General features: G+C 48.3%; 16 protein-coding genes and 1 pseudogene. 8 read left to right on the forward strand and 9 right to left on the reverse strand.

What is annotated here, in order from left to right; translation table 11 throughout:
• The first annotated feature begins 49 nt into the window (after window positions 1-49).
• The 7 genes and pseudogenes from PQG83_RS13215 (at window position 50) to PQG83_RS13245 (ending at window position 5,363) form a co-directional block, all read left to right on the forward strand.
• Entirely contained in the window at window positions 50-805 is a 756-nt protein-coding gene (locus PQG83_RS13215; RefSeq protein ID WP_312741848.1) for an ABC transporter substrate-binding protein, read from the forward strand.
• Window positions 806-1,122: 317 nt separating this feature from the next.
• Entirely contained in the window at window positions 1,123-1,626 is a 504-nt protein-coding gene (locus tag PQG83_RS13220; RefSeq protein WP_312741851.1) for a Fur family transcriptional regulator, read from the forward strand.
• Complete coding sequence (locus PQG83_RS13225; protein WP_312741854.1) at window positions 1,610-2,038, forward strand: rubrerythrin family protein; 429 nt, start codon at window positions 1,610-1,612, stop codon at window positions 2,036-2,038. The genes PQG83_RS13220 and PQG83_RS13225 overlap by 17 nt, the downstream gene beginning before the upstream one ends.
• 94 nt (window positions 2,039-2,132) lie before the next feature.
• Complete coding sequence (locus PQG83_RS13230) at window positions 2,133-3,407, forward strand: heterodisulfide reductase-related iron-sulfur binding cluster (RefSeq protein ID WP_312741857.1); 1,275 nt, start codon at window positions 2,133-2,135, stop codon at window positions 3,405-3,407.
• Window positions 3,404-3,985 (forward strand): DUF3501 family protein, encoded by a 582-nt coding sequence (locus tag PQG83_RS13235; protein WP_312741859.1) that lies wholly within the window; start codon window positions 3,404-3,406, stop codon window positions 3,983-3,985. Before PQG83_RS13230 ends, PQG83_RS13235 begins: the two co-directional genes overlap by 4 nt.
• Window positions 3,986-4,137: 152 nt before the next feature.
• Window positions 4,138-4,473: pseudogene (erpA, locus tag PQG83_RS13240) on the forward strand (iron-sulfur cluster insertion protein ErpA); the annotation flags it as partial.
• Window positions 4,474-4,568: 95 nt separating this feature from the next.
• The gene (locus PQG83_RS13245) at window positions 4,569-5,363 is read left to right on the forward strand and encodes a 6-carboxytetrahydropterin synthase (protein ID WP_312741861.1); all 795 of its coding nucleotides are present in this window, start codon (window positions 4,569-4,571) and stop codon (window positions 5,361-5,363) included.
• 122 nt (window positions 5,364-5,485) lie between these two features.
• Here PQG83_RS13245 and PQG83_RS13250 read toward each other — a convergent pair whose 3' ends face one another.
• Together PQG83_RS13250 and PQG83_RS13255 are read right to left on the reverse strand one after the other, a co-directional pair.
• Window positions 5,486-5,824 (reverse strand): thioredoxin family protein, encoded by a 339-nt coding sequence (locus PQG83_RS13250; RefSeq protein WP_312741863.1) that lies wholly within the window; start codon window positions 5,822-5,824, stop codon window positions 5,486-5,488.
• Between the two features lie 78 nt (window positions 5,825-5,902).
• Complete coding sequence (locus PQG83_RS13255) at window positions 5,903-6,376, reverse strand: peroxiredoxin (RefSeq protein ID WP_312741864.1); 474 nt, start codon at window positions 6,374-6,376, stop codon at window positions 5,903-5,905.
• Window positions 6,377-6,770: 394 nt separating this feature from the next.
• Here PQG83_RS13255 and PQG83_RS13260 point away from each other — a divergent pair, with 394 nt between their 5' ends.
• Complete coding sequence (locus PQG83_RS13260; protein WP_312741865.1) at window positions 6,771-9,170, forward strand: penicillin-binding protein 1A; 2,400 nt, start codon at window positions 6,771-6,773, stop codon at window positions 9,168-9,170.
• 41 nt (window positions 9,171-9,211) lie between these two features.
• Here the strand turns inward: PQG83_RS13260 and iscX are convergent, their stop codons facing one another.
• From iscX to PQG83_RS13295, 7 genes are all read right to left on the reverse strand, one after another.
• A complete protein-coding gene (iscX, locus tag PQG83_RS13265) occupies window positions 9,212-9,430 on the reverse strand; it encodes a Fe-S cluster assembly protein IscX (protein WP_376753528.1) in 219 nt (72 codons plus the stop codon).
• A 59-nt stretch (window positions 9,431-9,489) separates the two neighbouring features.
• Window positions 9,490-11,307, reverse strand: coding sequence for a molecular chaperone DnaK (gene dnaK, locus PQG83_RS13270; protein ID WP_312741868.1), 1,818 nt, complete (start codon window positions 11,305-11,307; stop codon window positions 9,490-9,492).
• Window positions 11,308-11,333: 26 nt separating this feature from the next.
• On the reverse strand, window positions 11,334-12,083 hold the full coding sequence (gene hscB, locus PQG83_RS13275) for a Fe-S protein assembly co-chaperone HscB (protein ID WP_312741871.1): 750 nt from the start codon (window positions 12,081-12,083) through the stop codon (window positions 11,334-11,336).
• A gap of 71 nt (window positions 12,084-12,154) precedes the next feature.
• Window positions 12,155-12,508: a HesB/IscA family protein gene (locus PQG83_RS13280; RefSeq protein WP_312741874.1), complete on the reverse strand. Its 354-nt coding sequence runs from the start codon at window positions 12,506-12,508 to the stop codon at window positions 12,155-12,157.
• Between the two features lie 41 nt (window positions 12,509-12,549).
• Window positions 12,550-12,966 (reverse strand): Fe-S cluster assembly scaffold IscU, encoded by a 417-nt coding sequence (iscU, locus tag PQG83_RS13285; protein ID WP_312741877.1) that lies wholly within the window; start codon window positions 12,964-12,966, stop codon window positions 12,550-12,552.
• A gap of 80 nt (window positions 12,967-13,046) precedes the next feature.
• A complete protein-coding gene (locus PQG83_RS13290) occupies window positions 13,047-14,261 on the reverse strand; it encodes an IscS subfamily cysteine desulfurase (RefSeq protein ID WP_312741879.1) in 1,215 nt (404 codons plus the stop codon).
• Window positions 14,258-14,743 (reverse strand): RrF2 family transcriptional regulator, encoded by a 486-nt coding sequence (locus PQG83_RS13295; protein WP_312741881.1) that lies wholly within the window; start codon window positions 14,741-14,743, stop codon window positions 14,258-14,260. Before PQG83_RS13295 ends, PQG83_RS13290 begins: the two co-directional genes overlap by 4 nt.
• Between the last annotated feature and the right edge of the window lie 175 nt (window positions 14,744-14,918).

Below are 14,918 nucleotides of genomic sequence, written 5' to 3' on the forward strand. Positions count from 1 at the left end.
TGGTTTTATTCAACACTCTCCATTCTAATTCACCTTCAAGGAAATATTTGTGTCCTCTCGTATTGTGTCGTTGATTCCTAGTGGGACAGAAATGGTCTGCGCATTAGGTTGCCGTGCCCAGCTTGTCGGCCGGTCACACGAATGCGATTTTCCTTCCGACGTTACCTCGCTTCCTGTTTGCACTCAAGCGACGGTGGATCGTGAGGGAACAAGCCAAGCTATTCATGCCCAGGTTTCCAAACGTCTTCAGTCAGCCCTTTCCTTGTATGAGGTCTTGGTCGACCAAATGCAGGATTTACGACCGGATGTCATCGTCACCCAGACCCAGTGTGAGGTGTGTGCCGTGAGCGCTGATGAGGTGCAGCGGGCTCTTCACGACTTACTAGGAATGTCACCGACGTTGATTTCTTTGGGTGCACAGGACTTATCAGGGGTTTGGGAGGATCTGACCAGAGTGGCGGACGGCTTAGGACAGCACGCTGCAGGACAGGCATTTCTGAAACAGGCCCACCAACGCATGGACAATATTGCAGACTCCTCCCAACAACAACCTACTCCCCCCACTGTAGCCTGCATCGAATGGATGGAACCGCTGATGGCTGCCGGCAACTGGGTACCCGAACTGGTTCATTTGGCCGGAGGGCAATCGGTGTTTGGACAGCGGGGAGCCCATGCCCCATGGATAAGCTGGGAAGCCTTAGCCGCTTCGGATCCAAATATCCTGATTTTGATGCCTTGTGGATTTTCCATGGCTCGCATTCAAGAAGAATTGCCGGTCATGACATTGCATCCTCTTTGGCCATAGTTACGAGCAGTGCAAAATCAGAAGGTGTATTTGACGGATGGGAACCAGTTTTTCAACCGCCCGGGTCCGCGTCTCGTGGAATCCCTCGAAATTTTGGCTGAGATCCTCCATCCCACTCAATTTCAGTTTGGACACGAAGGCCAGGGATGGCGGCAATGGGTTCCTGCAAAACGTTAAATAGAAACCGCGACTCACCAAAGCACGGGGCTTTCCAATTTGGTTTTTTTTCTTGGCTTTCCCCTGTACAGCCGACGTACTCCGGTTGACCATCTCTTTAGGGTTTTGCTAAATAGGAATTATTCCTAAACAGGAATGATATGGAAATTCCATTCAAGGACATCAAACAGAAGTTTCAGGCATGCGGATTAAAAACGACCCCGCAGCGAACGGCTATTTATGACGCACTCCTTCGCAGCACTACCCATCCGACCGCGGAAGAGCTCTTTGCTGAAGTCGCTCCGCAATTTCCGATGATGTCTCTGAACACCGTCTACTACACCCTTGGGGCCTTGCGTACCTCCAGGTTGATTCATGAAGTCAATATTGGCCATACCCGGGCTCGCTTTGATGCCAACCTGTCTCCCCATCACCATTTAATTTGCTTGGGGTGCCAGTCCATTGTCGATGTCATCGATCCCCGACTCAATCGCCTGACCTCCCCAGCAGGCATTCCCAAAGATTTTGAAATTACGAGTTATCAGGTCGCTTTTCGTGGACTTTGCGGCTCCTGTCTCCGCCACACGGGGCGCTCCATCAACCATTCATCACCGGGGTTACACCCCACAACCGTCAAAGGAGGACTCCATGGGAAAAGCTCTTAAAGGCACAAAAAGCCACGAAAACTTAAAAGCGGCATTTGCCGGTGAATCGCAAGCGAATCGACGCTATTTATATTTCGCCCGGCGGGCGGATATTGAAGGCTATACCGATATCGGCGGTCTGTTTCGTGATACTTCGGAAGCTGAAACCGGACATGCGTTTGGTCACCTGGACTTTTTGAAGGAAGTCGGTGATCCTGCCACGGGCGTGCCGATTGGCAACACCGAAGCCAACTTAAAAGCGTCGATTGAAGGTGAGACCTATGAGTACACGCAGATGTATCCCGGCATGGCGAAAACCGCTCGTGATGAAGGCCTTGAGGAACTCGCAGAATGGTTTGAGACGCTGGCCAAAGCCGAACGATCCCATGCGAACCGGTTCACGAAAGGGCTGGAAACTCTAAAACAGGGCTGATAGCCACGGCATCATGACGCACGGCGGCGGTCGATAAAGAAGGCTGCCGCCCTGTAACCACTCTTTCACCGATTCTCAAACGAAGCCATAACCTGTGCCAAAATTTGACCTTATCACTCCAGGCTGGACCCGGTCTCAACTCGAAACCGAGACACGACGCATTTTCGATGTCTGTGACGGATGTCGACGATGTTTTAACTTATGTCCGTCCTTCAATACCCTTATTGACCGGATTGATGAGTATGAGAGCGATTCAACGCAATTCACTGCACAGGATTTCACAAGGATTGAACAGGAATGTTACTACTGCAAACTCTGTTTCAACCATTGTCCCTATTCTCCCCCCCATCAATACGATCTGGATTTTCCCCGGCTCATGGCTGCCTGGAAAAAGCAACGGACGGCTGAGGGTGGGGCCACATGGCGCGACAAACTCCTGATCCAAACCGATTTGATCGGAAAAATGGGAAGTCTGACCGCCCCACTGACCAATTGGGCCCTCCGCACACCGTGGCTCCGGAGTCTGGTTGAGCGTATGGTCGGAGTGCACAAAAACCGCCAGGTCCTTTCGTTTCAATCCCAGACCTTTACCCAATGGTGGGATCAGCGGAAGCCGGTTTCCGGACGTGCCCACAGCCAGGGAAAAGTAGCCTTCTTCCCAAGTTGCCTGGTGACGTATCAGGTGACTGATATTGGAAAAGCTGCCGTACAAATTTTGGAGAAAAACGACATTGAGGTCGTGGTGCCTTCAAATCAGCAGTGCTGTGGGATGCCACGGTTTGACTTAGGTGATACCGATGGAATGGCCAAGATTGCCGAGTCTCAATATCGACTCTTTGCGCCGTATCTCGATCAGGGATATGAAATCGTTATTCCAGCACCCAGTTGTAGCCTGATGTTCAAACGGGAATATCCTTACCTCAAACCCACACCCGCAATGAAGCAATTGAGCGAGCGCACGTTTGATCTTTGTGAATATTTAATGCGGCTCAAACGGGAAGGCAGGCTTTCCCTTGATTTTCAAGCTAATCCTGGACGCGTGGCGTATCAAATTCCCTGTCATTTACGTGATCAGAACATTGGCTTTAAATCAAAAGAATTGATGGAGTTGACCGGAGCCACGGTTCATCTGATCGAGAAATGTTCCGGACACGATGGAGCCTGGAGTGCCAAGACTGAATTCTTTGATCTCTCGATGAAAATCGCCAAGAAAGCCGTGCGAGAAATTCAAGAGGAGCCGTTCGACGTCGTCGCCTCCGATTGCCCTCTGTCGGCACTACAACTGGATCAAGCGCTTCAAACCACACCAAATCAATCGACCCTTCATCCTATTCAAGTTGTTCGTAACGCCTATGGATTAACATTATGAAACTGCTCACACCGCAAGATCTCCTCCCGGCTGCTCAATATGAGGAAAACCGCGCCGGCATTCGGCAAAACATCATTGCCCTTAAAAAACGGCGCCGAATTTCTGTAGGGGAATTCGTGACGCTCGTGTTTGAGAATCGGGAAACCCTGCTATTTCAAATACAAGAAATGATTCGAATAGAGCGCATTTTTGATCCGGGAAAAATTCAGGAGGAATGTGACGTGTATAATGCCCTCCTACCCGATCGAAATGAATTGAGCGCAACACTGTTTATCGAAATCACCGATTCCGAAAAAATTCAACCGCTGCTGGATTCCTTTAAGAATATTGACCAGGCCAATACCGTGGGCATCAAGGTTGGCGATACCTCAGTTTTTGCAAATTTTGAGGCCGGGCATAGCAAAGAAGATAAAATCAGTGCCGTGCATTTTGTCCGATTTTCCACTACCCCAACCTTTCGTGACCTCCTGGCCCAGGAGGAAGTCCCTGCCTTTCTGACTATCCTCCACCCTCAATATCGTACAGAAGCCCCAGTATCCCAGGAATTGAGGCAGGAATGGCTAAGAGATCTCAAGTAATTCATTTTTTTCCGTGCATGATTCCCCAACTGCGTAGGTCCTCTATAAATTGACAAGATTAAAAGTCGTGCTTTAAGATGTAAGCTCAATGTTGGATTCCTTTCAACCGATTGAAAGGAAAGATGAATCTACAAAAATAATGTGAATATAAGGAGGATACAACGACTATGGTAACAATTACCCCGATCGCAGAACAGAAGATTAAGGAACTGATTAAGGAAGAAGAAAATTCTGTCGGTTTGCGTATTTACGTCAAAGGCGGCGGATGTAGCGGCTATCAATATGGAATGTCGTTTGAAGATAAAACCAGCGATGATGACACCATCATCGAAAAAGGCGACGTGAAGGTCATTGTGGATTCCCAAAGCGCCCCAATGCTTAGCGGCGCAGAAGTCGATTACGTAGATAGCCTGCAAGGGTCGGGATTTGCCATCAAAAATCCTCAAGCGAAGTCCACCTGTGGATGTGGAAGCTCATTCTCGACCTAGAAAATAATCACTCAGAACCCTAACCCAATTAGGGCTGGACTTGGACTTCCATAGGCGACCAAGATCCAGCCCTTTTTCTTTTCTATAGAGGCTTTATGCCTAAAGCGACCCTCACCAAACGTTTAGAGTTTTGCTCCTCTCACCGCTACCACAATCCTGAATGGGATGACGCAAAAAATCGTGCGGTTTTTGGACTTTGTAATAATGTGAATACCCATGGCCATAATTATTTATTGGAAGTCACCTTGCGGGGAGACATCGACCCTGTCACAGGGATGATCATCAATTTATATGACTTAAAACTCATTTTAAATCAGGTCCTGGAACAATTTGATCATAAAAACTTAAATCTCGATACCCCATATTTTTCCAAGAGAATTCCCACGACCGAAAATCTCGCAGTCACTCTCTGGCACATTTTGGAAAAACATCCAGACCTCCCTAATCCGGATGCACTTCGTCTTTATGAGGACGAAACCCTCTATGCCGAGGTGAATGCAAGTTTTATGGGTGATGCCCTCCAACCTGCTAACGGGGAATCGGCCATCATCGCTCGACACTATGCATTTTCAGCCCTGCATCAATCCGGGACAGGGCATACGCAAGGGCATGATTATGCTCTGTGGATTGCCACTAAGGGCCAAATTTCCAGCGACACCGGGCAGGTTATGAATTTACAGACTGTGGATCAAATCGTCAGAAACCAGATCCTTGCACGATTTGACCAGCGAAATCTAAGCCAGGATCAGGCCTTTGCCAACATTCCCGTCACAGACTCCGCGCTTGCCAAGGTCATCTGGGAAACACTGGAGCCCCACTTCCACACACCTCCGCTATGCCGAGTCTCCGTGAGCCAACAACCAGGTGCCGTGGCTGTGTATTCTGTATAGCCTGAATCTGGAAGCACCATCTTGAGGACGCGCACCGACTCAATCAGGATACTCTGCCAGCTGAGAAACCCTCTGCAGGCCGGATGGAACCCGGACCTGGTGAAGTTTCCCCAAAACAAAATTTAGGTTTTGATAGAGAACGATTGCCGAATTAAGTCGGCCAGTTCGGCGGGTTCTAATTTTCCCTCTTTGGTAAGCACAAGCGTTCCATTGGAAAAGAAATGGGTGGTGGGATACGTTTCAAATTGATGCCGCTTTTTAATGGCCCGACACCGCCCCGGAACGTGCATTTTAGCCTTTCCAAATCGCACATTCGAATACTGTTGGGCAATGTCCGCAAGAACAGGATCATAGGCTTTACACGGTTCGCAGGTCGCAATGCCATAGGCCACAACCGCAGCTGAAGCTTCCGTAAACCCTTCATAATTGTCATCGTTCACATCTTCAACCATACCGGACATCACAGCCTCGCTGTCCAAAATTACAGGCCGAAGGGGTAGGATTAAATACCAACCCCTTCGGTCAGAGCATCTTCTTGATTATTTCAACTTCTGCAACGCTTCCAAAATTTCTTTGTCGTCACGAGCGGTTTTGATATCTTGAACTTTCGCATAGGCCACTTTTCCATTTTTATCCACAATGACGGTAGCCCGCTTGGAGCAATTCAATGGCTCAAAATACAATCCATAGGCCTTAGACACCGTCCGATGCATATCGGCGAGTAATTGATGCTTAAGATCTAAGGAATCCGCCCAAGCTTTGTGGGAAAAAAAGCTATCACAGCTAATGCCAAAAACTTCGGCATTGACTGATCCAAAATTGGGAAAATCATCGGTTAAACATTTATTTTCTCCGGTACAAACCGGGCTCCAATCCAGAGGATAAAATGCCAGAACCACGTTCTTCTTTCCGCGATAGTCGCTGAGCTTAATATCCTTTTGGTCCTGGTCTTTTAATGTAAAATCTGGGGCTTCGTCTCCGACTTTAATTTCTGCGGCAACATCTGTAGACATAATGACTCTCCTTCGTTGTTATGGAAATGCCGAAAATTCACTTGGCCTTTTGTGGTAACATGGGGTGAAAAAGTTTGTCAATCTGGCAGAAGCCCTACAGAATTGTCCATTTAGCCCTAACGAAATTTCACTCCGGACGTAGTTTGCTGAGTTCGGGAGCCGTAGGGGTTCAAATCTGCTATCTTCCCTCATACCATTTTTCACAACCTCTAATCCCAACATTGTTGACATATGCCATGGCGGCATACTTGCCGTCCACTCGGAAACCGATATCGATCTTGTGTTTTGGTCTATCTCGGGGTATCGTAAATAAAAGGCCAGTGAAATCTTCTTCCTCCTTGATACCATCCAAAATCTTCCCAATTTCTAGGTCATTGTTGGTTACGTATTCTTTATGAGCAAATTTCAGACGTTTTTTTCCACGCTCCGCGGGTGGTCCTGGCTTCGAATAACGATGATCACCACGTTCCTTGGCTTATGTGTCGGAGTAGGAGGTCTTGCGGGAATTCTCTGGATTGCGACCCGTGACCTTCCCACATTCGACTCCTTTCAAGACTACCATCCGAGTTTAGTATCTAGAGTCTATGCAGATAACGGTGAACTCATTGGACAATTTTTCATCGAACGTCGTCTGTATACGCCTATCGACAAAATTCCCAAAGCCTTCACGCAAGCGGTCATTGCAACTGAAGATACCCGTTTTTTTGATCACCCTGGGCTGGACATTGTCGGCATCGGCCGGGCCGCCTGGACCAATCTCAAAAAAGGTGGCCGGTTTCAAGGCGCGAGCACCATAACCCAACAGTTAGCCAGAGCTCTTTTTCTTTCTCCCGAACGAACGTATCAGCGAAAAATTAAAGAGCTCATTCTCGCAGTGAAAATGGAATGGGTGTTGACTAAAGAGCAAATTTTAGAAATGTACTTAAATCAAATTTATTTCGGCCACGGTGCCTATGGAGTGGCCGCCGCCGCCTTAACCTATTTTGATAAAAACGTCTCGGATTTGAGTCTTCCTGAATCGGCATTTTTGGCTGGTCTTCCTAAAGCTCCAAACACCTATTCGCCCTATCGGAATCCGGATCTGGCTAAATCACGGAAAGAATTGGTCCTAGGGCGCATGGTAGAGGCCGGGTATATCACCAACGAAGAGGCGCAAGCCGCCATGGCCACAACCCTATCCTACCGTCACCAATCCATAGAACCGATCGCGGCCTATTTCCTGGAAGAGGTGCGTCAACACTTGGTGGATCGGTACGGAGAAACCCTTGTGTATAAGGGTGGACTGCGAATTTACACCACCTTAAACATTGCTATGCAGAAAATCGCGGAAGAAGCGGTTCGTACAGGACTCCGCCAATTAGATAAACGTCAAGGCTGGCGAGGACCGATTGAACATATTGCCTTTTCCAAAGATTTCACGCCCCCCGACACCTTTCCGGAGCTACAGAATCCAAAGGCAGCTCTTGTCCATGGCCTCTACCGAGCGCTCGTGACCGACGTGACCAAACAATCTGCTCAAATCTTGATTGGAAATACCTATAAGGGCACTATCCTTTTCGAGGATATGCGGTGGGCCCAGCGGCGATTGGAGAAAAGCGGGGATGTGGGAACAGCGGTCGTTCGGGATAAAGCCACTCCCCTCCAACTCCTCAAGGTCGGAGACATTATTGAAGTCGCCCCGAAAAAAGGCACCGTCGAGTCAGGCGAATTTGTTTTAGAGCAAACTCCAATTGTGGAAGGCTCCCTCATCGCCATGGATCCGAGGACAGGCGCGGTGCAATCAATGGTGGGAGGGTATGACTTCACTCGAAGTCAGTTTAATCGTGCAGTGATTGCCCGTCGACAACCCGGCTCCGCCTTCAAGCCACTCATTTATGCTTCGGCGCTTCAACAAGGCCTGACACCGGCAACGCTTATTCTTGATGCCCCCGTCGTCTATGAAGACGAGGATTTAGACCGGGTATGGAAGCCGGAAAATTATGAAAAACGCTTTTTTGGAACCATTACCCTTCGTGAAGCACTGCGCCATTCCCGCAACGCCGCAACCGTCAGGTTGCTTGAACAAATCGGAGTACCCCAGGTCGTCAATATTGCCAGCAATCTGGGCATTCGAAGTCCGCTCAGCCAGGACCTTTCTTTAGCCCTGGGATCGTCCAGCGTGACCCTCCAAGAAATCACCTCCGCGTATGGTGTCTTCGCGAATCAGGGTTTGTGGCTTGAGCCCTACCTGATTACACATGCCGAGAACCTCAACGGGGAGATTTTAGAACAACACCAGTTTGAACCTCGACAAGCCATGACCAAGGAAAACGCCTACCTGATCACCAATATGCTCATGGATGTCATTCAAAGCGGAACCGGTAGACTTGCTAAATCTATTGGCCGGCCATTGGCAGGGAAGACTGGAACGACAAATAGTTATAACGATGCGTGGTTTGTCGGGTATGCCCCGAATTTGGCGACAGGAGTATGGGTGGGATTTGATGGGGTCCGGACACTCGGCAGATTGGAATCCGGAGCGCATGCGGCCCTGCCGATTTGGACCAAGTTTGTTGATCAAGCCCTGCTACACACACCGGTTATGACCTTTCCTATTCCTAATGACATTCAATTCGCGCAGATCGACACCACGACGGGTGACCTGCCCTCCAAGACCAGTCGAAACATCAGTACGGAAGTTTTTCGTAAAGGAACGGAACCAGGAAAAGCGGCTCCTCAGAAGGCCAACCCTATGGATTTTTTTGAGTTCGACCGGTTGAACTCGGATTCATCCAGCCAGCTTTCCCCGTTTTGATAGAACTCTTCAGCAGGCAGAATAAACCGTAACACGCATGCTCAGGACTGGGCATCCTGAAACTCTTCATACCAGGCCATTTGAATGGCCTCCAGCTTTTTTTCATTGGAGGTTTTTGGATCGTCCTTAAATTCAGGAAGGGCAACCACCCACGCATGTAAATCCGTAAACCTGACCGTTAACGGATCAAGGTCGGGATGCTCTTCCTGCAGGCGAATAGCAATATCTTCAGTATCACCCCACATGAATTCCTGAGCCATGATTTCTTCCCCTTGAATTAATGGGTTTTGCCCATGCCGAAAGTCTCCCTCTTGAGGGATTATTTAATGACGTCGGATAATTTCTTACTTTCGAGAGCTTCTTTCAACGTGGCATCCATCAACACTTCGGCCAAATGGTGCGTCGTTTTTTCAACCTCAACAATTTTCGCACGTATGACACGATGATCATCCCTGTCTTTAACTTCACCAAGCTGCCGTAAAATCTGACGAATGCTTTCCTTTTCCTTTTCCTGAATTAAATTCGCTGCACGCCCCAGAGCTTTTTCGGTCGCCACGATGATCGCATTGGCTTCGTTCCGTGCTTCTATAATCTGACGGGCTTTGATGTCTTCTGTGGCAAATTGGAAAGAATCACGAACCATCCCTTCCACCTCATCGTCGGTCAGTCCATGAGAAGGCTTCACCTGAACCGATTGCGCCTCACCGGTCCGGATATCTCTGGCCGTCACCTGGAGGATCCCATTGGCATCAATGAGAAAGTTGACTTCCACGCGAGGGACCCCTGCCGGCAATGGTGGAAGCTTTAATTGGAAGCGGGCCAGACTTCGATTATCTTTAACCAATTCTCGTTCTCCTTGGAGGATATGAATATCCACCGAGGTCTGCCCATCGACATAGGTCGTAAACATTTCCTTTGCACTGGTTGGAATGGTGGTATTTCGACGGATCAGCGCACTCATGACCCCGCCCATCGTTTCAATTCCCAATGACAAGGGAGTCACGTCCAGTAACAACAGGTCTTTGGTATGCCCGCCTAAAATATCAGCTTGTACAGCCGCCCCCAACGCGACAACTTCGTCAGGGTTCAATTCAGAGTGCGGCTTTTGGCCAAAAAGTTCTTCCACTTTTCGCCAAACCAGTGGCATGCGAGTATTCCCGCCGACCAGGACCACTTCATCAATCTGGCTGGCGGTTAAGTCTGCATCTTTGAGGGCAAGCCGACAGGGACCGAGGGTTCTTTCCACCAAATCCATTGTTAAGCTTTCCATGCTCTCCCGCGTCCATACCTTTTCATACGTCGAATTGGGAAGCTCTATCACCGCCTGAGTTTGGGTTTCATCCGACAACCGGATTTTGACACGTTCCGCCTCCAACCGAACGGTTTGCATTAAATCGGGATTCTCCCCGACCCTAAGGCCTTGAGTTTGAAAAATATCATCAACCATCACATCGACGAGCAGTTGATCGAAATCATCTCCCCCTAAATGGGTATCCCCATTCGTTGCCAGAACTTCAAAGATTCCATCTTTTAATTTGAGAATAGAGATATCAAACGTCCCTCCGCCCAAATCATAGATCGCGATAAGACCTTGTGTCTTTTTTTGCAGGCCATAGGCTAAGGAAGCGGCTGTCGGCTCATTAATGATACGCAGGATCTCTAACCCGGCAATCATACCCGCATCTTTGGTGGCCTGCCGCTGACTATCATTGAAATACGCCGGAACGGTGACCACAGCCTTGGAGATGTCTTCCTTTAAATAATCCTCAGCTCGCCGTTTTAATTCTTTCAGAATCATGGCGGACACTTGAGGGGGAGAGAAGGTTTTGTCTCCGATTTCAATTCGAATGACCCCGTTTTTTTCATGAAGCTGATAAGGAAAATACTTCAGGTCGTCCTTCACGTCATCCAGCCCCTTGCCCATGAACCGCTTCACGGAATAAATGGTACGGGAAGGATCTCGAATTAAATGGGCTTTTGCCGGCTCTCCCACGATCATCCCATTATCAGTTAACCCGACGATGGAAGGCACTTTAGTCTGCCCATCCGGGCCGGGGATGACATGTGGCCCTTCCTTATCCATAAAGGCGATCAGCGAATTCGTCGTTCCTAAATCAATACCAACAATGCGACTCACAATATATTCCCTTTTAGCTGAAAAGATTAGCCCGTGGTTTCGAGCAAATCGTTGACCATATTCCGCACGTATGTTCGATTAGAAAGAATTTCCTGCATAGCACGCAAAATAGAATTTTTTTCCTCACGCGCCTCTCCTGGAAGGGGAGTGCGGGCTTGAACCTGATCCCATTGTTTGAACTGATCCTTCAGGGACTCTTCCATTTTAGCCTGGCGGTTTTCCAAACGCTCTCGTTCGCCTTGCAACTTTTCCCGAAGGGCCTCAAGCTCAGGTGACGCGCCATTGGGGGCCAGCTGTCGGAATGTTTCCAAATCTTCTTGCAGCTCAAGAACTTCTTCAAACAAATCCGCCGGGGGATTCGATCGAATATCTTTCACCGCTCCAGCCTCCAACCTGATCAAATATTCCGCCCGCAGAATGGGATCCTTGAGTGTGCGATAGCCGGCATTCAGAAAAGCGGAATTTCCTAAACTAATGGCTTTCTCCGATTCATCTTTTGTGGAATAAAAATCCGGATGAAAAGTCCGACTTAATTCATAAAATGTCTGCTCCAATTGTTGTTCGTCAATGTTCAACAGACGAGGGAGTTGAAAGCAGGCAAAATAGTCCAAGTCCTTTGAAAGCGGCTGAACTTTGACGCATTGCCCACAGAGATATTCTCCCGTGACTTCAGATTGGCAATGCCAGCACATACTGCGGGCCATGGGAAGTTCCCTGGCCTTTATCGTGGTTGGATGTCGGTGTTCCATGGTTTCTGGCTCTGACAACTCGGGCATGGTGAACTACCCCATGCCCGAGTTGTTACGTCACTATGTGCTATGTGATATGTGACTGAAGAAAATTGGTCTTATGCTGAAAACGACTCTCCGCATCCACATGTCTTTGTGGCATTAGGATTGATAAATTTAAAGGCACCACTCACCATGTCCTTTTGATAATCCAAAGTCATCCCCTGGAGATAAATGGCGCTTTTGGCATCGACGATCACTTTTACGCCATCCACTTCAGTGACGGTATCAAACTCCCCGATCTTGTCATCGAAGTTGACGGTGTAGCTCAACCCCGAACAGCCGCCACCTTTCACTCCCAATCGAAGACCACCCTCAGTAATTCCCTGAAGGTCCAATAACCGCTTGACCTCTTTCAACGCCTCATCGGTCATAGCAACCGTTGAATTGTTTTCCGTGGTTTTTGTATCCATCGCCATTTCTCCCTACAACAAATCGTGAACAGTTCTCTGAGCTAGGATGAGGTAGCGGCTGCTTCCGGCTTAGGCTTTTTCTCTCCCGTTTTCTTCTGGTAATCCCCCAACGCCGCTTTAATGGCATCTTCCGCCAACACGGAACAATGGATTTTGACGGGTGGGAGATTCAATTCATGGACAATATCCGTATTCTTTATTTTTTGAGCATCTTCTAAGGTTTTTCCCTTGAGCCACTCAGTCGCCAAACTGGAACTGGCAATGGCCGACCCACACCCAAATGTCTTGAACTTGGCATCCACAATAGTGTCGTTCTCGACTTTAATTTGGAGTTTCATCACATCTCCGCATTCCGGGGCTCCGACAACGCCTGTTCCGACATCGTCAGCATCTTTTTGAAAACTTCCCACATTACGGGGATTGTTGTAATGATCAATGACTTTTTCACTATAGGCCATGGACTATCCCTCCCTTTGTTGTTTGGTATGACAGTGTATTTTTAAACCCATTTTGAACATCTTTTCTTCAAGTATATCAATTAATGAGCAGCCCATTGAACGCTTTTTAAATCCACCCCTTCCTTGGCCATTTCATAGAGCGGGGACATCTCTCGAAGATGCGTGACAGCCTTGATCATTCGATCAATAGTGTAATCCACCTCCTCATCGGTATTAAATCGACCGAGCCCAAAGCGGATCGAGGAATGGGCCAAATCCGATCCAACTCCCAGGGCACGCAACACATAAGACGGCTCAAGCGTGGCCGACGTACAAGCCGAACCGGAGGACAACGCAATTTCTTTGACCCCCATGAGCAACGCCTCTCCTTCGACGTACGCAAAACTAATATTGAGATTGTTCGGCAACCGCTCAGTCGGATGCCCGTTTAAATAGACCTCATCCATACCCTTCATAATGCCTTCTTGAAGGCGATCGCGCATCTTGGCCATACGAACAGACTCCGTAGACATCTCCTGCTCACCTAGTTCGCAGGCTTTCCCAAATCCGACAATGAGCGGCACAGGCAAGGTTCCCGAACGCATACCCCGCTCATGGCCCCCACCATACATCATCGCCTCCAACCTCACTCTTGGCGCCTTACGTCGGACATATAGGGCCCCTACGCCTTTGGGACCATAAATCTTATGGGCGGTAAAGGACATCAGGTCAATTCCCATTTCCTGAACATTCACAGGGATTTTTCCCACCCCTTGTGTCGCGTCACAGTGGAAAAGGACACCTTTTTCTTTAGCAACTTTTCCGATGGCCGCCACAGGATTGATCGTCCCGATCTCATTGTTGGCCATCATAATCGAAATTAAAATCGTCTGGTCGGTAATGGCATTGCGTACGTCATCAGGGCTCACCATGCCGGCTTTATCAACGGGGAGGAAAGTGACCTTAATCCCCTTCTTTTCCAAATATTTCGCCGTATCAATCACCGCCCGGTGTTCCGTCGAACTTGTAATGATATGATTGCCTTTTTCCCGGTACATCTCCACCACGCCCTGCAAGGCCAGGTTATCCGATTCCGTTGCCCCACTGGTAAAAATAAGTTCTTTGGCATCGGCGTGGATTAGATGTGCAATCTGCTTTCTGGCCAATTCCACGGCCTCTTCAGCTTCCCAACCGAAACTATGATTCCGGCTGGCCGCATTCCCGAATTTCTCAGTGAAGAAGGGGAGCATCATTTCAAGCACCCGAGGATCGCAGGGGGTCGTTGAATGATTATCCAAATATATAGGCAACTTCATAATTGAACTCCTTTTGTTTTACGAGATTCCACAATGATTAAGGGTGGCTCGGCCATCATATCTTCAATAGACATGCTACTAAGTAAATGAAAAATGCTTTCTTGGACGCGCAACAGAGGCGTCCGGATATTACAATGTTCAATTTGCTCACAAGAGGCGTGTTCATCTTTTTCATGGTAGCAATCCGCAATACCCAGTGGGCCTTCAATAGCTTCCAGCACCTGCGCGATGGAAATCTCCCGTGGCTCACGGGCCAAGAGATAGCCTCCCTTTGGTCCGTTTTGGCTTTCCACCATGTCATATTTAGCCAGGGTTTGAAGCACTTTAGCTAATAACTCCAGAGGAATATGATGTTCCTCAGCAATTTCTTTGGTATTGACGACCCTGTTCGGATTAAAAGGACTGGTTTCTCCAGATCGGACCATGGCCATATACTGGAGAGCCATCAGGGCGTAGTCTGCTTTTTTCGAAAGCTTCATCATAATTAAGTAATACTATTTATTGTGTTTTTCTTGACATAATGCCGACTTATATGATCGTATTTAACATATCATTGACCTCTTGAATCAGTCAAGACTAAAATGGTCGGAGATCTATTTAGTCGGAATTAGCAAGTACAAAAATAATCAACCATGAACTATTTTTGAAAATTTATTT

Source organism: Candidatus Nitrospira neomarina (assembly GCF_032051675.1).
Taxonomy (GTDB): domain Bacteria; phylum Nitrospirota; class Nitrospiria; order Nitrospirales; family UBA8639; genus Nitrospira_E; species Nitrospira_E neomarina.